General features: G+C 71.2%; 25 protein-coding genes. 9 read left to right on the top strand and 16 right to left on the bottom strand.

Annotated features, from left to right (window positions below; all coding sequences use genetic code 11):
- Nucleotides 1-5: 5 nt before the first annotated feature.
- Entirely contained in the window at nucleotides 6-344 is a 339-nt protein-coding gene (locus BJ971_RS03390) for a hypothetical protein (protein ID WP_239087893.1), read from the bottom strand.
- 287 nt (nucleotides 345-631) lie between these two features.
- Between BJ971_RS03390 and BJ971_RS03385 the strand changes: the two genes are divergently transcribed.
- Entirely contained in the window at nucleotides 632-874 is a 243-nt protein-coding gene (locus BJ971_RS03385) for a hypothetical protein (RefSeq protein ID WP_239087896.1), read from the top strand.
- An 11-nt stretch (nucleotides 875-885) separates the two neighbouring features.
- Here the strand turns inward: BJ971_RS03385 and BJ971_RS03380 are convergent, their stop codons facing one another.
- Together BJ971_RS03380 and sigK are read right to left on the bottom strand one after the other, a co-directional pair.
- A complete protein-coding gene (locus BJ971_RS03380) occupies nucleotides 886-1,638 on the bottom strand; it encodes an anti-sigma factor (RefSeq protein ID WP_184989701.1) in 753 nt (250 codons plus the stop codon).
- Nucleotides 1,635-2,252, bottom strand: a complete 618-nt coding sequence (gene sigK / locus BJ971_RS03375; RefSeq protein WP_184989699.1) for an ECF RNA polymerase sigma factor SigK — start codon at nucleotides 2,250-2,252, stop codon at nucleotides 1,635-1,637. Before sigK ends, BJ971_RS03380 begins: the two co-directional genes overlap by 4 nt.
- Nucleotides 2,253-2,638: 386 nt before the next feature.
- On the opposite strand from sigK, the gene BJ971_RS03370 reads away from it, so the two are divergent.
- Genes BJ971_RS03370 through BJ971_RS03360 form a run of 3 tightly spaced genes read left to right on the top strand, consistent with a single transcriptional unit; the run spans nucleotide 2,639 to nucleotide 7,570 of the window.
- Nucleotides 2,639-4,096 carry a leucyl aminopeptidase gene (locus tag BJ971_RS03370; protein WP_239087894.1) on the top strand — a complete coding sequence of 486 codons (1,458 nt, stop codon included), beginning with the start codon at nucleotides 2,639-2,641 and terminating at the stop codon, nucleotides 4,094-4,096.
- A complete protein-coding gene (locus BJ971_RS03365) occupies nucleotides 4,093-5,760 on the top strand; it encodes an AbgT family transporter (RefSeq protein WP_184989695.1) in 1,668 nt (555 codons plus the stop codon). The genes BJ971_RS03370 and BJ971_RS03365 overlap by 4 nt, the downstream gene beginning before the upstream one ends.
- A gap of 4 nt (nucleotides 5,761-5,764) precedes the next feature.
- The gene (locus tag BJ971_RS03360) at nucleotides 5,765-7,570 is read left to right on the top strand and encodes an SLC13 family permease (RefSeq protein ID WP_184989693.1); all 1,806 of its coding nucleotides are present in this window, start codon (nucleotides 5,765-5,767) and stop codon (nucleotides 7,568-7,570) included.
- Here the strand turns inward: BJ971_RS03360 and glsA are convergent.
- From glsA to BJ971_RS03345, 3 genes are all read right to left on the bottom strand, one after another.
- On the bottom strand, nucleotides 7,505-8,590 hold the full coding sequence (gene glsA, locus BJ971_RS03355) for a glutaminase A (RefSeq protein ID WP_239087895.1): 1,086 nt from the start codon (nucleotides 8,588-8,590) through the stop codon (nucleotides 7,505-7,507). The two genes, BJ971_RS03360 and glsA, sit on opposite strands and share 66 nt — an antisense overlap.
- A gap of 24 nt (nucleotides 8,591-8,614) precedes the next feature.
- Nucleotides 8,615-9,097: a hypothetical protein gene (locus tag BJ971_RS03350; protein WP_260414854.1), complete on the bottom strand. Its 483-nt coding sequence runs from the start codon at nucleotides 9,095-9,097 to the stop codon at nucleotides 8,615-8,617.
- A gap of 143 nt (nucleotides 9,098-9,240) precedes the next feature.
- Nucleotides 9,241-10,137, bottom strand: coding sequence for a Gfo/Idh/MocA family protein (locus BJ971_RS03345; RefSeq protein WP_184989689.1), 897 nt, complete (start codon nucleotides 10,135-10,137; stop codon nucleotides 9,241-9,243).
- A 78-nt stretch (nucleotides 10,138-10,215) separates the two neighbouring features.
- Between BJ971_RS03345 and BJ971_RS03340 the strand changes: the two genes are divergently transcribed.
- Both BJ971_RS03340 and BJ971_RS03335 read left to right on the top strand, forming a co-directional pair.
- Nucleotides 10,216-10,581: a hypothetical protein gene (locus BJ971_RS03340; protein ID WP_184989687.1), complete on the top strand. Its 366-nt coding sequence runs from the start codon at nucleotides 10,216-10,218 to the stop codon at nucleotides 10,579-10,581.
- A complete protein-coding gene (locus BJ971_RS03335) occupies nucleotides 10,574-11,002 on the top strand; it encodes a hypothetical protein (protein ID WP_184989685.1) in 429 nt (142 codons plus the stop codon). The genes BJ971_RS03340 and BJ971_RS03335 overlap by 8 nt, the downstream gene beginning before the upstream one ends.
- Before the next feature lie 4 nt (nucleotides 11,003-11,006).
- On the opposite strand, the gene BJ971_RS03330 is transcribed toward BJ971_RS03335, so the two are convergent.
- The 6 genes from BJ971_RS03330 to BJ971_RS03305 form a co-directional block, all read right to left on the bottom strand.
- Entirely contained in the window at nucleotides 11,007-12,473 is a 1,467-nt protein-coding gene (locus BJ971_RS03330; RefSeq protein ID WP_184989683.1) for a glutathionylspermidine synthase family protein, read from the bottom strand.
- Nucleotides 12,474-12,475: 2 nt separating this feature from the next.
- Entirely contained in the window at nucleotides 12,476-12,874 is a 399-nt protein-coding gene (locus BJ971_RS03325; protein WP_184989681.1) for a hypothetical protein, read from the bottom strand.
- 84 nt (nucleotides 12,875-12,958) lie between these two features.
- Nucleotides 12,959-13,717, bottom strand: a complete 759-nt coding sequence (fabG, locus tag BJ971_RS03320; RefSeq protein WP_184989679.1) for a 3-oxoacyl-ACP reductase FabG — start codon at nucleotides 13,715-13,717, stop codon at nucleotides 12,959-12,961.
- 145 nt (nucleotides 13,718-13,862) lie between these two features.
- The gene (locus BJ971_RS03315) at nucleotides 13,863-15,509 is read right to left on the bottom strand and encodes an alpha-amylase family protein (RefSeq protein WP_184989677.1); all 1,647 of its coding nucleotides are present in this window, start codon (nucleotides 15,507-15,509) and stop codon (nucleotides 13,863-13,865) included.
- A complete protein-coding gene (locus BJ971_RS03310) occupies nucleotides 15,490-16,353 on the bottom strand; it encodes an HTTM domain-containing protein (protein WP_184998621.1) in 864 nt (287 codons plus the stop codon). Before BJ971_RS03310 ends, BJ971_RS03315 begins: the two co-directional genes overlap by 20 nt.
- Nucleotides 16,354-16,358: 5 nt before the next feature.
- Nucleotides 16,359-16,796: a hypothetical protein gene (locus tag BJ971_RS03305; protein ID WP_184989675.1), complete on the bottom strand. Its 438-nt coding sequence runs from the start codon at nucleotides 16,794-16,796 to the stop codon at nucleotides 16,359-16,361.
- 73 nt (nucleotides 16,797-16,869) lie between these two features.
- On the opposite strand from BJ971_RS03305, the gene BJ971_RS03300 reads away from it, so the two are divergent.
- Nucleotides 16,870-17,535 (top strand): DedA family protein, encoded by a 666-nt coding sequence (locus tag BJ971_RS03300; protein WP_184989673.1) that lies wholly within the window; start codon nucleotides 16,870-16,872, stop codon nucleotides 17,533-17,535.
- Between the two features lie 27 nt (nucleotides 17,536-17,562).
- Here the strand turns inward: BJ971_RS03300 and BJ971_RS03295 are convergent, their stop codons facing one another.
- From BJ971_RS03295 to BJ971_RS03280, 4 genes are all read right to left on the bottom strand, one after another.
- Nucleotides 17,563-18,753, bottom strand: a complete 1,191-nt coding sequence (locus tag BJ971_RS03295) for a chitinase (protein WP_377885264.1) — start codon at nucleotides 18,751-18,753, stop codon at nucleotides 17,563-17,565.
- Nucleotides 18,754-18,782: 29 nt separating this feature from the next.
- Entirely contained in the window at nucleotides 18,783-20,066 is a 1,284-nt protein-coding gene (locus tag BJ971_RS03290) for a glycosyl hydrolase family 18 protein (protein ID WP_184989671.1), read from the bottom strand.
- 188 nt (nucleotides 20,067-20,254) lie between these two features.
- Nucleotides 20,255-20,971, bottom strand: coding sequence for a membrane protein insertase YidC (gene yidC / locus BJ971_RS03285; RefSeq protein ID WP_184989670.1), 717 nt, complete (start codon nucleotides 20,969-20,971; stop codon nucleotides 20,255-20,257).
- Between the two features lie 69 nt (nucleotides 20,972-21,040).
- Nucleotides 21,041-21,334, bottom strand: a complete 294-nt coding sequence (locus BJ971_RS03280) for a DUF6412 domain-containing protein (protein WP_184989668.1) — start codon at nucleotides 21,332-21,334, stop codon at nucleotides 21,041-21,043.
- A gap of 68 nt (nucleotides 21,335-21,402) precedes the next feature.
- On the opposite strand from BJ971_RS03280, the gene BJ971_RS03275 reads away from it, so the two are divergent.
- Entirely contained in the window at nucleotides 21,403-22,569 is a 1,167-nt protein-coding gene (locus BJ971_RS03275) for a carboxylate-amine ligase (protein WP_184989666.1), read from the top strand.
- Entirely contained in the window at nucleotides 22,566-23,945 is a 1,380-nt protein-coding gene (locus BJ971_RS03270; RefSeq protein WP_184989663.1) for an FAD-dependent oxidoreductase, read from the top strand. The genes BJ971_RS03275 and BJ971_RS03270 overlap by 4 nt, the downstream gene beginning before the upstream one ends.
- The last annotated feature ends 26 nt before the right edge of the window (nucleotides 23,946-23,971 follow it).

Below are 23,971 nucleotides of genomic sequence, written 5' to 3'. Positions count from 1 at the left end.
CCGCCCTACTCGCCGGGATCACAGCGGCGCCGGGGGCGCGGCATCTCCTTGATCCGGGGCGCGCCGGCCATCTCGCCGAACAGGTCGCCCCGCGGCGGCACCCAGTGCCGCCAGGGCCCGAGCCGCGCCGGCACGGCGACGGCGACGCCGTCGCCGGAGCCCTGTAGGGCGCGCAGGTATTCCAGGACCCGGGCGGCCGAGACGCCGCCCTCCAGGGCCAGGCCGAGCATCGCCTGGGTGTCGTCGTCGAGCACGAACTCACGCCGCCGCAGCAGCTCGGCGAACCCCGCCAGTAGTTGCACGACCTCGTTCGCGTCCCGCTCGGCGTCCGGCAGGCTGGTCACCGCTGTACTTCCCAGCGATCGATCATGTGTCACGTTCCCCTCGCGCCACGTGCCGCGAGTCGCCGCCGGCGGCCCACGTATTGAGTGGTCCCCGCCGGAACACTCACACACGCGCCAACGCAGAAATGTATTCGGCTCGTAACTCACAGTCCATCCGATGCACGCGGTGGTTGTCCGAATCACGCTCGCTTGGCAGTCGAAGGGATTGATCGTCCGATTTATGGGGGGCATCAGCGAGTCGCTGGTCACCGGAGGCACGACAGGGTAGGACTAGGGAGGAGGTCGACATCAAGGCATCCACCCATGGAGGAGCCATGACCGAGCACAACCTGCGACCGCCGGGTGAGGACGACCCCGGACTCCTGCACGCCGGCGCGGAGCCGGTCCTGCGTACCGGGGCGGATCAGCCCTGGGATCCCGAGGACCTGGCCCTCGCCGAGGGCCGGGACCCGACACCGGAGAACATCGAACGGGCCCGCAGGATCCTGGAGCGCGACGGCCCCGCCGCGATCGAGCGCACGGTCCCCTGACGGGCCGGCCCTCAGATCAGCGGGACCTGGGCGACGACCTCGGTCGGGGACGGCGAGCCGCCGGCGGGCTCCACCGAGACCGCGAAGACGTCGTTGCCTGGCACGCCGTCGACCACCTGCACGGTCGAGGCCTGCCCGGCGGGCAGCACGCCCGCATTGGCCGCCGGGCCGGTGCCGCGGATCGTCCACATCTGGAAGGCCTGGCCGGCGGGCGGCGCGTCGTCGGCGCGTAGCGAGACCACGCTGGCGGCCTGCTGCTCCGAGGAGGCCACGGTGACCCGGCCGCCGCCGATCATCGGCGCGGTCCGGACCACCAGGTCGGGGGCGGCCATGATCGCCTCGGTGCGGGCCTCGCGCTTCCGGGCCTCCGCGACCACGGCGCTCTGCTCCTGTACACGCTGCTCCTGCACGGCCCACGCGGCGACGCCCGCACCGGCGGCCAGGATGCCCGCCGCGACCGCGCCCGCCGTGTAACGCCGCCAGCGCGACACCGCGGCGCGCGCGTCCGGCCGCGGCCGGGCCGACTCCAGGGGCGGCAGCTGGCGGGTCCGGCCGACCGCGGCAAGCACCTCGGCGCGCAGCCGGGGCGGCGGTACGGACCAGGTGCTGTCCGCCAGCCGCGAGGCGGTGCCGCGCAGCTCGTCCACCTCGGTACGGCAGGCCTCGCAGTCCGCGACGTGCCGCTCGAAGGAGACCCGCTCGAGGTCGTCCACGGCGTCCAGCGCGTAGGCGCCGACCAGGGCGTGAATGTCGACGGTGGTCACGCGGTCACCTCCACACCCAGGCAGTCGCGCAGGCGGATCAGTCCGTCGCGCATCCGGGTCTTGACCGTGGGCAGGGGGGCTTCGAGCAGGTCGGCCACCTCGCGATAGGAGTGGCCCTGGTAGTAGGCGAGCGTCACGGCCTGGCGTTGCAGCTCGGTCAGGCCGTCCAGGCAGTGCCGGACCTGCTGGCGTTCGAGCCGGCCCGCCACCTCGTCGACGACCTCGTCGTAGGGGGTGTCCACCGAGGCGACCCCGACCTTCATCAGACGATCGGCGGACGCCTGCTCGGCGCGGACCCGGTCGACCGCGCGGCGGTGCGCGATGGTGAAGATCCAGGAGGTGGCCGAGCCCCGGGCGGTGTCGAAGCGGGTCGCCGTGCGCCACACCTCGACCAGCACCTCCTGCGCGACCTCCTCGGCCTGGGCCGGGTCGCGCAGCACCCGGCGGATCAGGCCGTACACCCGCGGGATGACCAGGTCGTACAGGCGGCCGAAGGCCGCCTCGTCGCCGCGGGCCACGAGGCGGAGCAGGTCGCCCGCGTCGGCCGGCGGCGACCCGGATCCGGGCACGGCCGAGAGGTGGTCCGGCCGGCGGGCGGCGCCGCGCTCCGTCATTGCTCAGCCCTCTCCGTCGCTATCGCAGATTCAACCCTCATTCGTTGCCGGTAGCCAGACCGGATTGGTCACCCGGCCGTTCCGTGCCCGGCCGATTCCCGGCCGGGAATCCGGCCGGTGTCCCAGCGATCGGCGGCATCGCGAGCAGCCGTCCCAGGGGTTCACCAGTTTTCGGATTCGCCTATCAGGAAGGCCACATAACGGAAGAATCACCGCTAGGGCCCCAGAACGGGGCTGCCGGGGACAGCGCTACCGGAGGCCGTGACCGGTGCGCGGGCCCGGTCGGTGCGGTTCCGTTCGATGGGCACGGGGTTCGCGGGATGACTTTGTTGGCAGAATCGTTCGACCCTGCGCCGTCCTGGCGCACCCAGCCGAGTGTCGCCGTGGTGGATTCCGCAGGCCTACCGGCGGACATCGAGCTGCTGGGCCTGCCCGTCGGCAGCACCGGTGACGTTCCCGCCGAGGTCGGCGTGGCATGGGACCGACTGCGGAGCGCCGGGTTCACCGGCGGGATCGGCCAGTCGCTGCTCGTGTCGGTGCCGTCCGGCCCGCCCCTTGTCGTGTACGGCGTGGGTGACCCCGCGGAGCTGGACGCGGCGGGGATGCGCGACGCCGCGGCGGCCTTCGCGCGCGCCGCGGAGAAGCAGTCCCGGCTGGCCATCGTGCTGCCGGCCGGCGATCACTCCGGGGCCGACCACGGACAGGCCGCGGTGGAGGGCGCCCTGCTGGCGCGGTACGCCTACCGCGGGCTGCGCCGGGCACCGGAAGAGGTCGCGGTGGCGGAGCTGACGCTGGTGGCCGCGCCGCGCTCGATCGCCGAGGTCGAGGCCGGCGCGCGGCGCGGCGTGGCCTATGTCAGGGCGGCGTCGCTCGCCCGGGACCTGGCGAACGGCCCGCCCAGCCTGCTGACCGCGGCGCGGATCGCCGAGTTCGCACAGGCCCTGGCCACGGAGTGCGGCCTGTCGGTCGAGGTGTTCGATCGCGACGCGCTGGTGGCGCTCGGCTGCGGAGGCCTGCTTGGCGTGAACGCCGGGAGCGTCGACCCGCCCCGGATGATCAAGATCTGGTACGAGCCGGCGGCCGCCGGGCCGGACGTCGCCCGGCTGACGCTTGTCGGCAAGGGAATCATGTACGACTCCGGTGGCATCGCCCTGAAGCCCGCGGACGCGGTGCACGCGACGATGAAGAACGACATGTCGGGCGCCGGGGCGATCCTGGCCGCGATGGCGGTGCTGCGCGACGTGGGCTGCCCCGTTGCGGTGACGGCCTATCTGATGTGCACCGACAACATGCCCTCCGGATCGGCGACGAAGCTGGGTGACGTGCTGTCCATCCGCGGCGGCACGACGGTCGAGGTGGTCAACACCGACGCCGAGGGCCGCCTGGTGATGGCGGACGCGCTCGTGCTCGCGACCGAGGAACCGGTGGACGCCATCCTGGACATCGCGACCCTGACCGGCGCCTGCATGCGGGCGCTGGGCACGCAGATCGCCGGCGTGTTCGGCAACGACCAGGAGCTGGTCGGCCAGGTGCAGGCGGCGGCGGACCGGGTGGACGAACCGGTCTGGCAGCTGCCGATGGCGCACCGCTACCGAAGCGAGATGGACTCCCATGTCGCCGACATCAAGAACATGGGCGGCGCGAACGGCGCGGCGATACACGCCGCACTGTTCCTGGAGGAGTTCGTCGACGGCCGGCCGTGGGTGCACATCGACATCGCCGGCACCGCGCAGAACGAGTCCTCCACCGGGTGGCAGTCGGCGGGCTGCTCGGGCTTCGGCGCGCGGCTGCTCGTCGAGTTCGCCGTCAAGTTCAGCCGGACCGGGCGGGGTGAGCGGGCATGACGGCGCAGGCGGCGGGGAAGCGGACATTCAGCCAGCGGATGCTGGACGGTATCGAGAAGGTCGGCAACAAGGTTCCGCACCCGGTGATGATCTTCCTCGGGCTCATCGGGGTGATCATCGTTCTGTCGGCGGTATTCGCCGCGCTGAACGTCAGCGTCACCTACGAGGTCACCGAGCCGGCGCCGGTGGTCGCCGAGGAGACCTATCCGGGCGGCACCCAGGAGCCGTCGGTCACCGTCGACCCGGAGAAGCTCTACCACCCCGACGTCGAGACGCACACCGAGACCACCGAGGTCAAGAGCCTGCTGACCGCCGACGGGATCCGGTTCATCTTCACCTCCGCCGTCACCAACTTCACCAACTTCGGCGTGGTCGGTGTCATCCTGGTCGCGATGGTCGGCGTCGGGCTGGCCGAGCAGGCCGGGCTGATCGGCGCGCTGATCCGCAAGCTGGTCGCGGTCGCACCGAAGTGGTCGCTGACCTTCATCATCGTCCTGGTCGGCGTCCTGTCGTCGATCGCCTCGGACGCCGGCTACCTGGTACTCATCCCCCTGGGTGCGGTCGCGTTCATGAGCGTGGGCCGACATCCGCTCGCGGGCCTCGCCGCGGCGTTCGCGGCGGTCGGCGGCACCTTCATGGTCAACGTGATGATCACCCCGACCGACGGCATCATCACCGAGATCACCAACGAGGCCATCGCGCTCGCCGATCCGACGAAGACGATCAGCCTCACCTCCAACCTCTACTTCGCCATCGGGTCGTCGCTGTTCCTCGCCGTGCTGATCACCATCGTCACGGAGAAGATCATCGAGCCGCGGCTTGGCACCTTCACCGGTGCCGTCGGGCGCGGTGCCACCGAGATCCCGGACGCGGATCCACCGGAGGCGGAGGTCACCCCGCAAGCGCAGGCCCGCGGGCTGCGACTGGCCCTCTACGGCTTCCTCGCGGTGCTCGCGCTGCTGGTGCTGCTGTCCGCCCCCAGCGGCGGCATCCTGCGCAATCCGGAGACGGGCAGCCTCATCGAGGACTCGCCGTTGATGGACAGCCTGATCTTCATCATCATGCTGATCTTCCTGGTCTCCGGCGTGTGCTACGGCGTCGGCGCCGGCACGCTGAAGGGCAGCGCCGCCGCGATGGCGGCCATCACCAAGACGTTCGCCGGCCTCGGCGGCCTGATCTTCATGCTCCTGGTGATCGCCCAGTTCATCGCGTACTTCAACTACACGAACATGGCGACCATCGCCGCCGTGAAGATGGCCGACGGCCTCGAATCGGCGAACATCGGCCCGCTCTGGCTGCTCATCGGGTTCATCCTCGTCACGTTCGTCCTCGACGTGATCATCCCGGGGGTGATCCCGAAGTGGGCGATCTTCGCGCCCATCTTCGTGCCGCTGTTCCTGCGCCTCGGCGTGGCGCCGCAGACCGTCCTCGCCGCCTACCGGATCGGCGACTCACCGGTCAACGTCGTCACACCCCTGATGGTCTACCTGCCCTTCATCGTGCTGCTCGCGCAGAAGTACAAGAAGGAGGCGGGAGTGGGCACCGTCGTGTCGCTGATGATCCCGTACACGTTGATCATCGCCGTCGTCTGGACTCTGTTCTTCGTCGGCTGGTACCTGGTGGGCATACCGCTCGGCCCCGGCGCGCCGGTCGAACTGCCGTAGGCAGATGAACGACGCAGCGATCTGCCTGCTCATTCTGGCGGCGGCCATCGTCCTGTTCGTGTGGAACAGGTTGCCGGTGGAGGTGGTGGCGCTCGGATCGACGATGGCCCTCTACGCCACCGGGCTGCTGACCCTGGGGCAGGTATTCGGCGGGTTCGGTGACCCGGTCATCGGATTCATCGCCGGTCTGTTCGTCGTCAGCGCGGGACTCGACGCCTGCGGCCTCACGGCGTGGGCCGGGCGGCAGCTCATCGCCCGGGCCGGCACCGAGCGGCGCAGGCTGCTCGTCGCGATCATGTTTCTCGCGGCCCTGATGACCGCGCTCATCGGCGTCACCGGCACCACCGCGGCGCTGCTGCCGATGGTGGTCCTGCTCGCGGTGCGGCTGGGCCGATCGCCGTCGGGCCTGGCGATGCCCCTCGCCTTCGCCGGCCATGCCGGATCCCTGCTGGTGCTCACCGGCACACCCATCAACATCCTCGCCTCGGAGGCGGCCGCCGACGCCGGGTCGAGGCCGTTCGGATACTTCGAGTTCGCGGCGGTCGGTGCTCCGCTGACGGCCGGTGTGGTCGTGATCGCGATCCTGGCCGGGCGGCGGCTGCTGCCCGAGCGCACGCCCCGGTCGCTGCCCGCGGACCTGAGTGGACACGCGCGCGTCCTCGTCGGCCAGTACGGCCTCGACACCCTGGCCGTCGGCCTGCGGGTGCCGCCGGGTTCGCCGTCGATCGGCAAGCCGGTGACGGAGCTTCGCCGGCGGGGCGACGACGGGCCGCTCGTGATCGGCGCCGCCGGCCAGGGTGCCCCGCGCGGCGATGAGCCCCTGCGGGAGGACGACGTCATCGCCGTGCACGGCGGTACCGCCGCGATCGACCGGTTCGCCGAACTGCACCGGCTCGAACGGGTGCCGGACGGCGTCACGCCGCAGTTGGAGCAGCTGGTGCTCAACCGCCGCGTGGGCGCCGCCGAACTGGTCCTCGGACCCCGGTCCGCGCTCGTCGGCGACACCGCCTATCCGGGCATGACCACCGACAGCGGCGAGCTGGTCATCCTGGCCATCCAGCGTCAGGGGCACGAACTCGGGCCGCAGCGCGAGGTCCTGGCCGCCGGGGACGCGGTGCTGGTGCAGGGCACCTGGGCGGCCATGGAGCGTCAGCTCGACCCGGCCGAGGGCGTGCTGATCGTGGACAACCCCGCCACCATGCGGCGCCAGGCGGTGCCGTTCGGCCGCGACGCCCTCCCGGCGGTCCTCATCGTCACGGCGATGGTGGTCCTGCTCGCCACCGGCCTGGTCCCGCCGGCGATCGCCGCCGTCCTCGCCGCCGGGGCGATGGTGCTGACCAAGGTGCTGACGATGGATCAGGCCTACGAGGGCATCTCCTGGACGCCGCTGGTCGTCGTCGCCGCCATGTACCCGATGTCGACGGCGATGGCGCAGTCCGGCGCGGCGGACCAACTCGCCGCGATCGTCGTGTACGTGTTCGGCGGCTCCGGCCTGCTCCTGCTGCTGGGGCTGTTCCTGCTCACCGCCGTGCTGGGCCAGGTGATCAGCAACACCGCGACCGCGCTCATCGTCATCCCGGTCGCGGTGGCCGCCGCGGCCGAGGTCGGTGTCTCGGTCCTGCCCGTGATGATGTGCGTCGCCATCGCCGCCGCCGGCGCCTTCCTGACCCCGATCGCCACCGCGGCGAATCTGATGGTCCAGCAGCCCGGCGGGTACCGGTTCACCGACTACGGCCGGTTCGGCCTACCCATGATCATCTGGTTCCTGGTGATCGCTGTCGGGCTGGTCCCGCTCATCTGGCGGCTCTGACCCCGGCCGCCAGATGCCGTCCGCTGCCTGCGACGCGAAGAGGTCCAGGCCGAGTCTCCGGGAGAGGTAGGCCGAGGCCAACTGGCCCTTCACGCTGTTGCCCGCCTCGTCGAGCAGCGGCGCGAAGGTGCCCAGGCCGCCCTTGCCCGGCGACACGGTGACGATGCCGCCGCCGATGCCGCTCTTGCCCGGCAGCCCCACGTCGTAGAGCCAGTCGCCGGAGGTCTCGTACAGGCCGGCCGTTGTCATCACCGCCAGGGCGCAGCGGCAGCTCTCGGCGCTGAGCACCTGCACGCCGCTTGTCGGGTTCAGGCCGCCGTCGGCGAGGGTCGCGCCCATCACCGCGAGATCACGGGCGCTGACCAGCAGCGAACTCTGCCGGGTGTACAGGTCGAGCGCCTCGGCCGCGTCACCACCGATGCCGCCGTAGCCGTCGAGCAGGTGGACCATCGCCCGGTTGCGCTGGTTGGACCGCGACGCGGACTCGTACATCGCCGCGTCGAGGTCGAGCGGCCGCCCGGCGAACCGCGACAGCCCGTCGGCGAGGAAGTCCCACCGGTCCTGCGGCGTCGCGCCCGGCGCGAGGCTCGTGGTCGCGATCGCGCCCGGATTCACCATCGGATTGGTACGCCCGCCCGGCCCGTTCTCGACGGCCGCGAGGGAGTTGAACGCCATCCCGGTCGCGTTGACGCCGATCGCCCGGCGCGCCTCGTCCGCGCCGATGGCATCGCAGATCAGGGCGAAGACGAAGGGCTTGGCGATGCTCATGATCGAAAAGAGCACGTCGGCGTCGCCGGCCGCATAGGTGTCGCCGGAGGTGCCCGTCGCCGCCACGCCGAACAGGCCGGGCGGCACCCGGGTCAGCGCCGGATAGACCGTGGAGAGCGCGCCGGAGTCGTCGCCGGCGTAACGCCGGTGCGCCGACCGGACCAGGTCCGCCACGACCGCGGGCGGCGGAAGCCGCCCGGTGGAGACGAACGGCGGCTCGGCGCCCGCCTGCCCCCCACGACCGATGATCACGAGGTGTGCCGCCGCGGGGCGGGCTTATTTGCTGTCGCGCTTGGCCTGGCGCCGCGCGCCGACGGCCTTGGTGCCGGCGTGGCGCTTGCGCATGGCCGGAGCCGACGCCGGTGGCCGCTGCTTACGCTGCGGCTTGACCGGGGCCGAGGCCGGCCGGCGAACCGCCTTCGGCGGGGCCTCGTTGCGCTGGGCCTTCGCCGCCGCGAGCCGTTGCGCCTTCAGCTCCGCCGCGGTGCGGCGCGCCGCGACGGCGAGGTGGCGGCTCACCCGGGCCAGCGCGTCCTCGAACACCTCCGCCTTCTGCGCGTTGCGGGTGTTCTTCGGGCGTGCCTTGCCCCGGCCGCCGTACTCGGCGACCTTCGCGCTGGCCTCACGCCGATACGACTTCATGTACTTGTTGCGGGCCCGCCGGATGCGCGTGTGCAACTCCACGAGTCCGTCCTCGTCAAGCGCCGCCAACTGGGCGGACTTGGTCTCGTGGACCAGCAGCAACTCCGCCTCGGTCAACGAATTCAGCAAAGCTTTCATGGCGCGCCCCGATCATTGCCACATCGCAGTGTGAACGACCTTCGTCAGAGCAAACCTAACCACGAAAACACCGCTATGTGAGCAGGACCCGCATTTCGCGCGGGAAGGCCTTCCGCGGACAATCAGCCGAGCTTGACCGTCCGGCCGGTCTTGATCGACTCCGCCGCGCCGGCCAGGATCTTCACGACCTCGGTGCCGAACGCCAGGTCCAGCGGCGAGGCCGGTCCGCCGCCGGCCGCGACGATCAGCGCGTCGACGGCCCGGGTGAAGGCCTCGACCGGCAGCCACGGCACCGGCGGCACGTCCGCGACGCCGGACTCGCCGAAGAACGCGGCGTCCTCGCGCTCCAGCGCCGCCGGCGCGTCGACCGACAGGGTCAGCGTGCTGACCGCGCCGCTCGCGTGGCCCAGCAGCACGTGGGTCATGTCGCGGCTGCCGGCCAGCGCGGTCACCTCGGCGACCGGGCCGAGCACCGGAAGGATCAGCGCGACCGCGTGCGGGCCGACGTCCCACAGGCCGCCGCTCTCCTTGCGCCACACCGACGCCCCGAACGGGTTGCCCGGCTGGAAGATCGAGCCGAGGTGGTCGATGCGGGCCTCGAGCCAGCCCTCGGTGGCCTGCGCCCGCTCGATGAACTGCTGGATCTCCGGCATGAAGCGGCGGGTGAAGAACACCACGCCGGCCACCTCGTGCTCCGCCGCGGCCGCGACGATCTCGTCGGCGGCCTCGGGCGTGAACGCCACCGGCTTGTCCAGCAGCAGATGCTTGCCCGCGCGGGCCGCGCGCAGCGCGATGTCCGCCTGCACGTCCGGCGGCAGGGCCACCGCGACGGCGTCCACGTCGGCGATCAGATCGTCGATCTCCGCGTACGGCTTGGCGCCGTGCTCCTGTGCCAGGGCCGCCGCCTTCGCCGGGTCACGGCCCCACACGCCGACCAGTTCGACGTCCGGGTGGGCCGCCAGCGCCGGGGCGTGCGCCTGATGCGCCCAGGGTCCCGTACCGAAAAGTCCGAACCGCATCCTCGTGCCGCCTTCCATTCAAGATCACACCCGGCCGAAAGCTAACACGCCGGATGGGCTCAGTACGCTGTGCCGGTGATGAACGGCCCACTATCGACCGCGACCATCGTCGCGGCCCTGCTGCTGGGTATCTGGTATCTGATCCGCTGCGCGCGGAACCGTGCGCCCAGCAACGCGGACCTGTGGGCCATGCTAGGCCTGAGCGCCCTGGTGGCGGTGCTTGTCGTGGTAGCCGTCGTCGGGCTCTTCGTCGGCGAGCCGCCGAGCGACTGGACGACGTTCGTCGGCTACCTGATCACCACCGTCGCGTTCGCGCCGGCCGGGTTCTATCTGGCCCGGCTGGAGCCGACCCGGTGGGGCTCCCTGATCCTCGGCGTCGCCTGCCTGGTGCTGCCGGTCCTGGTGCTGCGGCTGCAGCAGATCGCGGAGGTGACCGGTGCCTGAGCCGTCGAACGCGCCGGCCCGGCCGCGGGACGCCGCCATCGGCACCGGCGCCGGCCGGGTGCTGCTGTTCGTCTACGGCGTCTTCGCCGTCTCCGCCAGCGCCCGCGCGGGCGTGCAGATCGCCACCAAGTTCTCCGAGGCGCCGCTGGCCTTCCTGCTGTCGGCGTTCGCCGCGCTTGTGTACATCGCGGCCACGGTCGGGCTCGCCGTCGGCGGCACCCGGGGCCGGCGGATCGCGCTGGTCAGCTGCACCATCGAGCTGATCGGCGTGCTGGTGGTCGGCACGCTCAGCATCTTCGACAAGGCCGCGTTCCCGGACGCCACCGTCTGGTCGCAGTTCGGCAGCGGCTACGGCTTCGTCCCGCTGGTGCTGCCGATCGTCGGCCTCTGGTGGCTGTGGCGCCACCGCCCGCGCGACTGACCCCTCAGGAGTCGCTCGCGCCGACAGTGTGCGGCAGAAAATTACAGCGGTCCTTGGTCACCAGGCCGTCGGCGCCGAGGCCCTCGCGGATGCCCATGCCGGCCGGCTCGCCGTCGATCAGCCAGGCGCCGATCACCGGGTGGACCGTGCCCTCCAGGCCGTCGAACGACGGAAGCTCCAGCAGCTCCTGCACGACATAGCGGCCGTCGGCGCCGTACTCCGACGGGTTGTCGGAGATGGTGACCCCGTCCTTGACCAGCGTCACCGAGCCACCCTCGCGACCCCAGACCGGCTTTTTCGCGTACGAGGTGAGTTTTGCCGCCGCGGAGGACTCCGCGAAGTAGGCCGGTAGCAGGTACCTGCCGCGTTCAGGGTCGTCGCCGAAGAGCTTCCACAGGACGGGCAGCAGCGCCTTGTTGCCGAGCAGGGCCGCCTTGTACGGCGGTTCCATCCAGACCGTGCCGCGCTTGGCGGGGTCGGCCATGTTGCGGAAGAAGGCCTTGCCGCCCTCCTCGTTCCAGAACCACTCCCACGGATAGAGCATGAAGATGACGTCGATCGACTCGGCCTTGTGCTCCTGGCCCGGCGCGGGCACGAAGAGCACCCGGTCGCCGGCCACATCCCAGCCGATCTGGCTCATCGCGATCAGCTCGACCGGATAGCCGGCCTCCTCGGCGGTCGCCATGAGGTAGGCCACGTTCATCCGGTCCTCGCCGGTGGCCTCGCTCGTCTCGTACGCGAAGAAGATCTTTGGTTTCTCCGGCAGCCACGGGCGGGCCTCGCGCAGCTTGCCGATGTTTCGCCGCCAGGCGCCGGGGTTGGCCGGCTCGCCGTCGGCGGCCTCCCAGCCGACCAGCCGGTCGTGAATCGAGTTCCACTGCCGCCACGGGTGCTGGGTCAGGTTGGTCTGGTCGACCCAGTGCCACTGGATGACCGCGGCCTCGACGAGCGACGTCGGGGTCTGCGCGTTGTACTCGAGCAGGCGCGGCGTCGTGCCCGCGCCGTTGTACCAGAGGTCGAAGCGGCCGTAGACGCTCGGCGAGTAGTCCGGCGTCTGCATCGGCAGCCGGCCCTCCGGGTCCTTGTCCTGGTGGGTCCAGGTCTCGGCGTCACCGTCGAACCACGTGCGGATGATCTGCTCGTGTGCGTACTCCGGGATGCCGATCTTCGTCAGGAAGCAGGACTCCGGGCCGCAGACCGAGGCGAAGTAGCCGTCGCGGCGGCCCTGCGCGGTGTGGCGTGGGCACTGCCGCACCATCCAGTCGCCGGCCTCGATGCACATGCTGTCGAGGACGGTCGTCGCCGTCTCCAGCTCCTCGATCTCAGCCTCGGTGAAGTCGTAGTACGGACCCTCCTGCCAGTACGACATCATCGTGCCGTCCGGCAGCTCGGTGTCGTTGTAGGTCAGGCCGAGGCTGTAGTTGGTGAGCCGCCAGCCGTCGCGGACCGGGCCGTAGGGGATCCGGCGCAAGGTCAGCCGCCGGACTTGCCGCTGGAGTGACCGCCGCTGCCGCCCTTGCCGACCACGCTGGTCTTGACCGTGCCGTTGCCGACCCGGCCGGTGGGCGGCAGCCCGTACTTGGAACGCGCGATCTTGTCGTTGTAGGCGAACTTGGCGCCGCCGGGCGGGAGCTTGTGGCCGATCGGATAGCCGGACCGGTAGCCCGCCGAGTGCCAGAGGAAGAAGGCGCCACCGCCGCCGCCGAAGTTGCCGTCGTCGTCGTCACAGTTGTCCTCGTCGACGATGACGCCGTTCTCGTCGGCGCAGTAGAAGCCCTCGTCCTGGTAGTCGTCGCCGTTGTCGCAGGCGGCCGTGCCGCCTGCGGCCAACAACAGAAACGTGCTGGTCAGAGCCACGCTCCGCGAGCTCATCCGTCGATTCACAGTCCCGCTTCTCCGCCCTTGTCCGTCCGGGGTCGCACCCTCATGTGTAGCGCCCCGGATCAAGCCGGTGCGCTAGTCGCGGGGGCCACCCGCCACATAGATGACCTGCCCGGAGACGAACCCCGCGCCGTCACTGACCAGGAAGGATACGGTGTTCGCGACGTCTTCGGGACGGCCCGCCCGGCCGACCGGAATCTGACCGATCGCCGCCTTCTCGAAATCGGCGAAATCGACGCCGACCCGCGCGGCGGTCGCAGCGGTCATATCGGTCACGATGAACCCCGGTGCCACCGCGTTCGCGGTGACGCCGAAGCGGCCCAGCTCGATGGCGAGTGTCTTGGTGAAGCCCTGTAGGCCGGCCTTCGCGGCGGCGTAGTTGGCCTGGCCCCGGTTGCCCAGCGCGGAGGTGCTGGACAGGCTCACGATGCGGCCCCAGCCGGCCTCGACCATGTGCTTCTGCACGGCCCGGCTGAACAGGAAGGCGCCGCGCAGGTGGACCGCCATGACGGTCTCCCAGTCGTCGTCGGTCATCTTGAACAGCAGGTTGTCCCGCAGCACCCCGGCGTTGTTGACGAGCACTGTCGGCGCGCCCAGCTCGGCCGTGATCCGTTCGACGGCGGCGGTGACCTGCGCGGCGTCGGAGACGTCGGCGCCGACGGCGAGAGCGGTGCCGCCGGCGTCGTGGATCGCGGTCACCGTGTTCGCGCAGGCGCCCTCGTCGAGGTCGACGACCGCGACGGCCATCCCGTCGGCGGCGAGCTTGCGCGCGGTCGCGTCGCCGATGCCGCGAGCGGCCCCGGTCACGATCGCTACCCGATTCGGCTGGGTCATCCTCGGCCTCCCGCAGTGGTCGAAAGCTGTGCTCGAAAGCAAGTCCGGCCGACTCTAACCCAGTAGTTACCCGCGGGTTACATGGCGGGTTCTTCTCACAAGCTATTGCGCCGACGGTATTTACGCACTAGAGATGCAAATTCTCTCAGGCGTGACGGCGGAGCCTGATCCAGCGGTAGCCGTAGCCCGCGACGGCGAGCTTGTCGAGCCCGCCGGGCTCCGCGTACTCCTGGTCGGCGAGCACGTCGTTGGGGTACTCGGCCTCCGGGTGGAGGCTGCCGAGGTCGACCACCCCGTCCTCGCCGGAGAGGTTGTGCAGAAACAACATGGTGCCGGTGAGGTCGTCGGCACGATGCACCAGCAGGCCCGTCGGCGCGGGAACGTCGACGTGCGTGCAGCTGCCGCTGCCGATCTCCGGCGCCTCCCGCAGGGTGCGGATCATCCGCTCGAACCAGGACAGCAGCGACGCCGGGTCGTGCCGCTGCGCTGTCGCGTTGACCGTCTCGTAGCCGTAGTCGCCGCCGGAGATCACCGGGCGGACCAGGTCGCCGGCGTTCGCGGTGGAGAAGCCGCCGTTGGGCAGCAGGGACCACTGCATCGGCGTACGGATGGCGTTGCGCCCGTCCTGCGTCAGGTCCTCGCCCATGCCGATCTCCTCGCCGTACCGCAGCACCGGGGTGCCGCGCAGGCTGAACTGGAGCGCGTACGCCAGCTCGATGCGGCGGCGGTCGCCGCCGAGCATCGGTGCCATCCGGCGGCGGATGCCGCGGCCGTACAGCTGCATGTTCTCGTCCGGGCCGAACTGCGCGAACACCTCGTTGCGCTGCTCGGCCGTGAGCCGCGACAGGTCGACCTCGTCGTGGTTGCGCAGGAACGTCGCCCACTGCCCGCCGGCCGGCAGCTTCGGGGTGTCGTGCAGCGCGTCGATGATCCCCTCGGGGTTGCCGCGGGCGAGTGCGAGCATGAGCCGGCCATTGAGCATGAAGTCGAAGAGCATGTGTATGCGGTTGGCGGAGCCGCCCGCGTCGCCGAAGAACTCCTTGAGCTGGTCCGGCTCGGCGTTCGCCTCGGCGAGCAGGACCGCGTCGCCGTGGCGCCACTGCACGTGCTGGCGCAGGTCGGTGAGGAACTCCAGGTCCTTGCGCGGGTTCGGGTTGCCCGGCTCGGTCTCCTCGATGATGAACGGCACGGCGTCCATCCGGAAGCCGGAGACGCCGAGCTGGAGCCAGAACGAGCAGATCTTCTTGATCTCGGCGCGGACCTCCGGGTTCTTGATGTTGAGGTCCGGCTGGAAGTCGTAGAACCGGTGGTAGAACCACTTCTTCGCGGTGCGGTCGTAGCTCCAGGTCTCGGCCTGCTCGCCGGGGAAGACCATGCCCTGGCGCCGGTCCGGCGGCGCGCTGTCGGACCAGACGTACCAGTCGCGGTAGGGCGAGTCCGGCGACGAGCGGGCCGACCGGAACCACGGATGCCGGTCGGAGGTGTGGTTGACGACCAGGTCGATGATCACCCGGATGCCCAGGTCCCGGGCCTGGTGCAGGAGCTCGGCGAAGTCGCCGAGGGTGCCGAAGCGCGGATCGACGTTGTAGAAGTCCTCGACGTCGTAACCGTCGTCGCGGTTGGGGGTCGGATGGATCGGGTTGAGCCAGACGCAGGTGACACCGAGCCGGGCCAGATAGTCGAGACGCCCGATCAGGCCCCTGATGTCACCGACGCCGTCGCCGTCTGAGTCGGCGTACGTGTCGATGTCGAGGCAATAGATGACGGCCTTCTCATACCACCGGTCGCTCATGCTCCGTTACATGTCCGCGACGGCGGGCGCGGAAACCCCGGACCCACACCACGGGACGGACCTTCTCCAGTTCGAGGAAGCTGGTGATCGCCGCCAGGTGCGGCGCGAAGGAGATGGTGATGGTGGCGAACGTGACGAGGTGGAACGAGTAGAGGAACGCGACCGCGTACCCGCGCCAGCGCGGCTTGAGGAAGAAGATGGCCGGGCTGGCCAGCTCGAACGCGATGATCCCGATCTGCGCGGCGATCAGCAGGCCGGGCACGCCGGCGATGAGGTCGGCGAGGTCGGTGCCGCGGCGGATGATCGCCCGGGCGAGCACGGAGCTCGTCATCCAGTCCAGCCCGCCGAACCGCAGCTTGGCCAGGGCGGCGAGGAAGTAGGTGCAGACCACGGCGAGCTGGGTCACCCGCAGCGCCCAGCCGCCGGCCTCGGTACGCGTCGGGTCGCCGTGCCGGGCCCGGCCGACGGTGGGCAGCGCGGCGAGTGCGACGAGCAGCCCGACCCGGTCGTGGTCGACCTTGCCGTAGCTCATCGCGATGACCATCCACTCGAAGTAGAGCGCGAAGACGGTCCAGCCGAGCAGGCGAGGCGCGCGGCCGGTCGCCGCGGCGAGCGCGAGCAGCAGCAGCGCCCAGAAGACGCCGTGCACCAGCAGCGGGGTCGGGGTCGGCAGGTGCAGCAGCCGCCCGACCAGCAGCGGCTCGTAGAGGTCGGCCGGGGTGGTGGCGTGGTGGCGCACCCAGGGGGTGAACACCACCAGGTCGGCGGCGACGAAGAGGTAGATCAGGGTGCGGAAGGCGGCGATCCGCCCGAGCGGCACGGGCTCGGTCAGCCAGCCGGCGATCTTCTTCACGGCGCCGTCCAGGTCGCGATGGTCTCGTCCCGGCTGGTGCCCGTCGGCCGCGAGTGCTCGATGCCCTCCCAGCGGATGACGATCCGCACGGTACGCAGGGGCGCGGCGCCCGGGCTCTTCTCGGCGTAGGCGGCCGCGATCTGGCGCAACCGGCCGGGGTCGTCGATGTAGGCACGCTGCTGGCCCTCGATCTCGGCCCGCCGCAGGCCGCTGTTGGCCTCGGTGAGCACGATCGTCCGCCCGGTCGTGTCGACCCCTTCGACCCGGGTGTCCGGTGCGTCCGCGTTCGGGTCTGGTGCGGTGGAGTACATCCGGAACGGCCCGAACGGGAAGTCGTCGTCCTGGCCCCAGAAGGTGCCCAGGAGCAGCAGCAGCGCTCCGAGCGCGGTCACCGCCACCCGGACAGTGCGTCCCCGCGTGCTCAACGTTTCCATCGGGCCGGGACACTACCGGTTCGTACGCTGGATCGTGGGTAGGTAAGCCCGGATCGACAGCGGAGGAGAGCCGATGAGCGTGCCGTATCCCCTGGCGGCCGAGACCGCACCCAGCCAGCTGGGCGGCCTGACCGGATGGGTGGCATCGGTCATCGAGTCGCTGGGCGCGGTGGGCGTCGGCCTGCTCGTCGCGCTGGAGAACCTGATACCGCCGATCCCGAGCGAGGTCGTCCTGTCCATGGCGGGCTACCTCGCCAGCCAGGGCCGGATCAACGTCGTGCTGGTCACCATCGCCGCGACGGCGGGCTCGGTGCTGGGCGCGCTCGCGCTCTACTGGCTGGGGTACGCGATCGGCGAGGAGCGCCTGCGGCGCTGGCTGGACCGCATCCCGCTGGTCGACGCCGACGACCTCGACGTCGCCGACCGGTGGTTCGAGCGGCACGAGAAGGGCGCGGTGCTGTTCGGCCGGATGGCACCGGTGATCCGCAGCCTGGTGTCGATCCCGGCCGGCGCCAACCACATGAACCTGGGCATGTTCACGCTGCTCACCGCGGTCGGCAGCGGCATCTGGAACTGCCTGTTCATCGGCGGGGGCTACGCGCTCGGCACCCGGTGGCGCCAGCTCGAGGAGTACAGCCGCTACTTCGACTACGCGATCCTGGCACTGTTCGCCGTCGCGATCGGCGCCTGGGCGCTCAAGAAGGCGCGCAAACGCCGGCGGGCGGCCACGGATAACTGATCCGTCGCCGCCCGCCGACCTACTCGGTCAGAAGCCCGCGCTGATCCGGGTGAACTCCCAGTCGGACTGCGCGATGCCGCTGCAGTTGGAGACCACGCCGCCGCCGGGGCAGCCGCGGTCACGGTTGACCGCCCAGAAGGAGAACCGGGCGAGGTTCTTGCTCTTCGCGTAGTCGCGGATCTGGGTCCAGGTCGCCGGGGTGGTGACCTCCTGCTGGTCGGACAGGCCGTTCATGCCGGAGATGCCCATGTGCGCGTACGCCTGCGCGTCGCTCCACCCGAAGGTCGACTTGAGCTGGTTCTTCAGGCCCTCGGAGGCGTTGACGGTGCTGGTGTACATGTTGGCGCCGCCGCCGAAGTCGAACGGCATGATGGTGTAGATGTCGATGTTGGCGCCCAGCGCCCTGGTCTGGTTGATCAGGCGCACGCCGTGGCTGTTCGGGCCGGTCGTCGTGGTGCCGAAGGTGAGGATCGTCTTCACGCCCGGGTTGTTCTGCTTGATGATCTTCAGGGCGCCGACGATCCGGTCCGCGACCGTGTAGTTCTCGAACTCGTCGTAGTTCTCGATGTCGATGTCGATCGCCGTGAGGCCGAACGCGTTGATGACCCGCTGGTACGCGCCGGCGAGCGCCTCGGGCGTCGCGCAGTTCGGGCCGAGCTTGTTGCCCTGCCAGCCGCCGATCGACGGGACCACGGTGGCGCCGGCCGCCTTGATCGCGTTGATGGTGCTCTCGTGCACGCCGCCGGTCAGGCCGCCCTCGCCGTCCCAGACCGGGTTGCACCCGTTGGCGAGCACGAACGCCATGGTGAAGGACCTGATGCCGGTCGCGTTCACGACGGTCGACGGCGCCGGCGGGTTGCCCCAGCCGGGGTAGATGTACGGCGCGGCCGCCATCTTGGTGCCGGTCGGCGGCGTGGTCGGGCCGGTGGTCGGCGGCGTCGTCGGCGGGGTGGTGCCGCCGCAGGTGCCGTTGTCGATCCAGACGTCCCACTGGCCGCTGTGCGTGGCGGGGCTCTCGTTCTGGTTCCACCACTTGGCGGTGTAGTTGTGGCCGTTCTGGGAGGCCTGGTTGTCCTTGACGTATACCGCCGTGGAGTTCCAGGCCGGTGCGCAGGCGGCGGCCGCGGAGGCGCCGGGCGCGAGCACCACCGTGGCGCCGACGCCGGCGACGGCCAGCGTCATCGCCAGGACGGCCGGATACAGCTTCTTGAGTCGCATGGGGATTCCCTTCCAGTGGGGGCTGGTGTTCAGGGCAGGGTGGAGAGGTGGGGCTTGATGGTGTTGGCCCAGCCGTTGCCGGCGGTGACGTCCCAGTTGATGGACCAGGTCATCGCGCCGCGAATGCCGGGGTAGGTGTGCGGCGGGCGGAACGAGCCGCAGTTGGTGCCGCGGGCCAGGCAGTCGAGGGCCTGGTTGACCACGGACGGCGAGACGTAGCCGCCGCCGGCCGCGCTGGTGGTGGCCGGCAGGCCGAGGGCGACCTGGTCGGGCCGCAGCCCGGACTCCAGCTGGATGCAGGCGAGCGCGACCAGGAAGTTGACGGTGCCCTGGCCGTACGCCGCGTTGTTGTCGCAGCCGAGCATCGCGCCGGAGTTGTAGAACTGCGTGTGGACGACCGTGAGGATGTCCTTGATGTCGAGCGCGAGCTTGAAGTACGAGCCGGCCGGGTTCTGCATGTCGATGGTCTGCGGCGCCATCGTGATGATCAGGCCGGCGCCGGCCTTGGCCCGCAGGCTGCGCAGGGCCTGGCCCATGTAGGTCGGGTTGAGCCCGTTCTCCAGGTCGATGTCGACACCGTCGAAGCCGTAGGTCTGCATCAGCGAGTGGACCGAGTTGGCGAAGTTGGTCGCGGCGCCCGCGTCGTTGACCGCGACCGAGCCCCGCTCGCCGCCGACCGAGATGACGACCTTCTTGCCGCGCGAGTGCAGCGTGGCGACGTCGGCCTTGAACTGGTCGTTGGTGTAGCCGCCGACGGAGGCGGAGAGCCCGGCGTCGATGCTGAAGGAGACCGCGCCCGGCGTGCCGGTGGCGTCCGCGAACGCGACCGCGATCAGGTCGTAGTTGGCGGGAACGGCGGCCAGCTTGATCTCGTTGGCCGGGTTGTCGAAGTTCTGCCAGTACCCGGTGATGAAGTGCGCCGGGAGCGTCCCGTTGCCCGGCGGCACCGTGGTGGGCGGTGTCGTCGGGGGCGTGGTGGGCGGGGTCGTTGGGGGTGTGGTCGGCGGCGTGGTGGGCGGGGTCGTCGGGGGTGTGGTCGGCGGCGTGGTCGGCGGAACGGTGCCGCCGCAGGCGCCTTTGTCGATCCAGACATCCCACTGGCCGCTGTGCGTCGCGGGGCTCTCGTTCTGGTTCCACCACTTGGCGGTGTAGTTGCGGCCGTTCTGCGAGGCCTGGTTGTCCTTGACGTAGACCGCCGTGGAGTTCCAGGCCGGAACGCAGGCGACGGCGGCGCTCGCGGACGAGGCTATGTAGACGGCGGAGCCGGCGGCCGCCAGCGCGGCGGATACGGCCAGAACAAGGGATCGGCGCATGGGGGTGGGCCTTCCACGTCGAACAGTTAGGTTCGTCAATTATTAGGACTGTTAACAATGCAAGTCCAGGCCCCGGCGACCTTAAACTTCCTTAAGGCGCGGGGGCCGAAGGCGCAGGTCGCGCCTCCGGCCCTTACAACTAGATATTGAAGAAAGCCGCTACCTGCGGAATCGGATCCAGTTCACGTTCACGAAGTCGGCCGCCTGGCCGCTGGTGAAGGTGAGAAAAACGGTGTCCGGTGTAGAACGAGCTGCTCCAGCGCGGTCCAGGCGGTCGAGGTGACCAGGTAGAGGGCGCCCGCGAGCGGCAGCCACAGCACCACCGCGACGGTGAGGAACGGCAGCAGCGACATGACCCGGCCGACCGCGCCGGCGTCCGTGCCGGCCGCCATCCGCCGCATGCGGCGCGACGACCACCACGCGAGCACGAGGGCGAGCGCCGCCAGGACGGCGAAGACCGGCAGCCCGGCGGCGAGGTGCGCGGCCAGCGGCACCCCGGCCAGGTGCCCGCCGAGCACGCCGGCCGGCACGCCCGGCCCGGGCCGCACCAGCTGGAACATCAGCATGAAGAACGGCGCCTGCGCGAGCGCGGGCAGCAGCGCGGCGAACGGGCCGGCACCGTGAGCCCGCCGCAGCGCCAGCGTCGCGGTGGCCAGCGCCACCGGGTCGTCGCGGTGCTTCTTCCGCAGCTCGGCGACCTGCGGCGCCAGCGCGGCACCGCGCCGGGCCGAGCGGGCCTGCAACCAGCTCAGCGGGCTGATCGCCAGCCGTACGGCGACGGTGAACAGGACGATCGCGAGCGCCGGGGCGAGCCCGCCGGCGATCGGCATCAGGAGGGTGTGCAGACCCTCGAGGGCGGAGTGCGCGACACCGACGACGGCGTCCAGCGCGGCGGAAATAGACACGGGCGTACCCCTGCGGTCCGAGCGAAAGGATGGACGCGGAGGCGGTGGGACTCCCGGCAGGGCGCGCGATCAGCCCGCGGCGACGCGTGGGAGCGGGACCGCCGGGTACGCACCCGGCGCCCGGGGACGCGGCCGCCCGGCCGCGTCGGGGTCCAGCAGCCGGGGCAGCCGGCTCGCCCGGGTCCGCGCGCCGCGCGGGAGGCCCGCGGCGGCGGGGCGCGGCGCCGGGACCGCGCGGACGGCCGCGGCGAGCACCACCAGCATGGCCGCCGCGACCGCGGCGAGGCCGAGCACGAGCGACGCCGCCGTTCCCGGCGTGGGGCTCTGCACGGCGGCGAGCGCCCAGAACCCCAGTAGCAGCATGCACCCGAGGCTACGCCGGGTACACAAACGCCGGTGTTCGCCCGGCGGCGAACGGGTAGAACGGAGACATGGCGACTCCGGATCGTGCGGCCGCGACTATGACGATCTCCGAGGAGATGGCCGGGCGGGCCGAGGCGCGAGGCCTGCTCACGCTCGGCGTCGAGGAGGAGTACCTGCTCGTGGACGCCGTCGAGCCGCGGGCCGTCGAGGCGGTCGAGGCGGTCTTCGACCAGCTTCCCGACGACCTCCGCGGCGCGGTGCAGCACGAGATCATCCGCAGCCAGATCGAGTCGGCCAGCCCGCCGCAGCTCGAGCTGCGCGACCTGCGCGACTCGATGTCGCGGCTGCGGGCCGGGCTCGCCGCCAGTGCCATGCGGGCCGGCGCCCGCCTGGTAGCCGTCGGGGCCGCACCGGCGGCGGGGCCACGGGCGCGGATGGTCGACGCACCGCGCTACCGGCGGATACACGAGTGCTTCGGCGACCTCTCCCCCGGCTCGGGGCTGAACGGCATGCACGTGCACGTCAGCGTCCCCGACCCGGAGACCGGCGTGCAGATCCTCAACCACCTGCGGCCGTGGATGCCCATCTTCCAGGCCGCGACCGCCAACTCGCCGCTCTCCGGCGGCCACGACACCGGGTACGCGAGCTGGCGTTCGCTGCTGTGGGAGCGCTGGCCGACGGTAGGCCCGACGCCATACCTGGAGTCGCACGAGCAGTACGAGACGCTGGTCTCCGACCTCGTCGCGAGCGGCGCGATGCTCGACAAGGGGATGCTCTACTGGTACGCGCGGCTCTCGGCCAACTACCCGACCGTCGAGATCCGGATGGGCGACGTCTGCCCGACGCTGGACGACGCGATGCTGCTGGCCGCGCTCGCCCGCGCCCTTGTCGCGACGCTCCTGCGCCAGGTGCGCGACGGCCGGCCGGCCTCCAACGTGCCGCATCCGCTGCTGATGGCCGCGCACTGGCGGGCCGCGCACGACGGGCTCGAGGGCCTGAACATCGACATGGCCACCCGGCAGACCCGGCCGGCGTGGAAGCTGATGCGCCAGCTCTTCGAGTACGTGAGCCCGGAGCTGGAGCGCCACGGCGACCTCGACACGGCCTCCGTGCTGCTGGGCCGCCTGCGTGAGCAGGGAACCGGCGCCGCCCGGCAGCGCGCCCTGCTGTCGCGGCACGGCACGGTCGCGGACGTGGTCGACTGGCTCGCCGCCGCCACCAGGGGCGAGCGGTGAAGCTCGTCGTGATCGGCGGCGACGCGGCCGGGATGTCCGCCGCGTCGCAGGCCCGCAAGCGGATGGGCACCGGCGAGTTGGAGATCGTCGCGTTCGAGCGGGGCCGCTTCACCTCGTACTCGGCGTGCGGGATCCCGTACTGGATCGGCGGGGTCGTTCCTGGCCTCGACCCGCTGATCGCCCGTCGGCCGGAGGCCTTCCGCGAGGCCGGCATCGACGTCCGGACGCGGCACGAGGTGGTCGCGATCGACCTGCGGCGGCGCGAGGTGACCGCGCGGGACCTCGAGGGCGGCGGCGAGCTGCGGGAGGGCTTCGACCAGCTCGTGTACGCGGCCGGCGCCGTGCCCGTGACGCCCGACTGGGCGCGGGTGGACGCCGGCGGCGTCTTCGGCGTGCAGACCCTCGACGACGGCGCGGCCGTGCAGGCCTGGCTCGATCGCGATCCGGCGCCGCGCCGGGCGGTCGTCATCGGCGGCGGCTACGTCGGCGTGGAGATGGCCGAGGCGATGGTCCGGCGCGGGCTCGACGTGACGCTGCTGGAGCGCTCGCCGCAGCCGATGTCCACGGTCGACGAGGACATGGGCGAGCGGGTCGGCAAGGCGATCCGCGGGCTGGGCATCGAGGTCCGGACGCGGACGCCGGTGCGGGGCCTGGAGACCTTGGACGGCCGGGTGTCGGCGGTGGTCACCCCGGACGGCGCGCTGCCGGCCGACATCGTGGTGCTCGGCCTGGGGGTACGCCCGAACACCGCGCTCGCCGCGGAGTCCGGCATACCGCTCGGGGTGACCGGCGGGATCCGCACCGACCTGCGGATGCGGGTCGTCGGGCCGCAGGGTCACGTCGACGGGATCTGGGCGGCCGGCGACTGCGTGCAGACCGTGCACCGGGTAAGCGGGCGGCCGGTGCACGTCCCGCTCGGCACCCACGCGAACAAGCAGGGCCGGGTCGCGGGCATCAACATCGGCGGCGGGTACGCGACCTTCCCCGGCGTGATCGGCACCGCGGTGACAAAGGTCTGCGATCTCGAGGTGGCCCGCACCGGGCTCACGGAGTCCGAGGCGGCGCAGGCGGGCTTCGAGTACGTCACCGCAGCGGTGGAGTCGACGAACCGCGCGGGCTACTACCCCGGCGCCGTCCCGATGGTGATCAAGATGATCGCCGAGCGGCGTACCGGCGTCCTGCTCGGCGCGCAGATCGTCGGCCGCGAGGAGGCCGGGAAGCGCATCGATGCCCTCGCGATCGCGATCTGGAACCGGATGCCGGTGGAGGAGATGACCGCATTGGACCTGAGCTACGCGCCGCCGTTCTCGCCGGTCTGGGATCCGGTGCTGATCGCGGCGCGCAAGGCCACCGAGGCGGTGCACGCCGCGGGCTGACGCTTATCGTCCGATGTGTCGTCATG

Source organism: Amorphoplanes digitatis (assembly GCF_014205335.1).
GTDB classification, from domain to species: domain Bacteria; phylum Actinomycetota; class Actinomycetes; order Mycobacteriales; family Micromonosporaceae; genus Actinoplanes; species Actinoplanes digitatus.
This window is presented reverse-complemented; position numbering and strand designations above follow the sequence as displayed.

Excerpts from the sequence above, each read along its gene's own strand:
- sigK (WP_184989699.1), bottom strand. The coding sequence starts at position 2,252 with ATGACGGAGCGCGGCGCCGCCCGCCGGCCGGACCACCTCTCGGCCGTG.
- BJ971_RS03365 (WP_184989695.1), top strand. The coding sequence starts at position 4,093 with ATGACGGCGCAGGCGGCGGGGAAGCGGACATTCAGCCAGCGGATGCTG.
- BJ971_RS03360 (WP_184989693.1), top strand. The coding sequence starts at position 5,765 with ATGAACGACGCAGCGATCTGCCTGCTCATTCTGGCGGCGGCCATCGTC.
- BJ971_RS03345 (WP_184989689.1), bottom strand. The coding sequence starts at position 10,137 with ATGCGGTTCGGACTTTTCGGTACGGGACCCTGGGCGCATCAGGCGCAC.
- BJ971_RS03340 (WP_184989687.1), top strand. The coding sequence starts at position 10,216 with ATGAACGGCCCACTATCGACCGCGACCATCGTCGCGGCCCTGCTGCTG.
- BJ971_RS03325 (WP_184989681.1), bottom strand. The coding sequence starts at position 12,874 with ATGAGCTCGCGGAGCGTGGCTCTGACCAGCACGTTTCTGTTGTTGGCC.
- fabG (WP_184989679.1), bottom strand. The coding sequence starts at position 13,717 with ATGACCCAGCCGAATCGGGTAGCGATCGTGACCGGGGCCGCTCGCGGC.
- BJ971_RS03315 (WP_184989677.1), bottom strand. The coding sequence starts at position 15,509 with ATGAGCGACCGGTGGTATGAGAAGGCCGTCATCTATTGCCTCGACATC.
- BJ971_RS03305 (WP_184989675.1), bottom strand. The coding sequence starts at position 16,796 with ATGGAAACGTTGAGCACGCGGGGACGCACTGTCCGGGTGGCGGTGACC.
- BJ971_RS03300 (WP_184989673.1), top strand. The coding sequence starts at position 16,870 with ATGAGCGTGCCGTATCCCCTGGCGGCCGAGACCGCACCCAGCCAGCTG.
- BJ971_RS03295 (WP_377885264.1), bottom strand. The coding sequence starts at position 18,753 with ATGCGACTCAAGAAGCTGTATCCGGCCGTCCTGGCGATGACGCTGGCC.
- BJ971_RS03290 (WP_184989671.1), bottom strand. The coding sequence starts at position 20,066 with ATGCGCCGATCCCTTGTTCTGGCCGTATCCGCCGCGCTGGCGGCCGCC.
- BJ971_RS03280 (WP_184989668.1), bottom strand. The coding sequence starts at position 21,334 with ATGCTGCTACTGGGGTTCTGGGCGCTCGCCGCCGTGCAGAGCCCCACG.
- BJ971_RS03275 (WP_184989666.1), top strand. The coding sequence starts at position 21,403 with ATGGCGACTCCGGATCGTGCGGCCGCGACTATGACGATCTCCGAGGAG.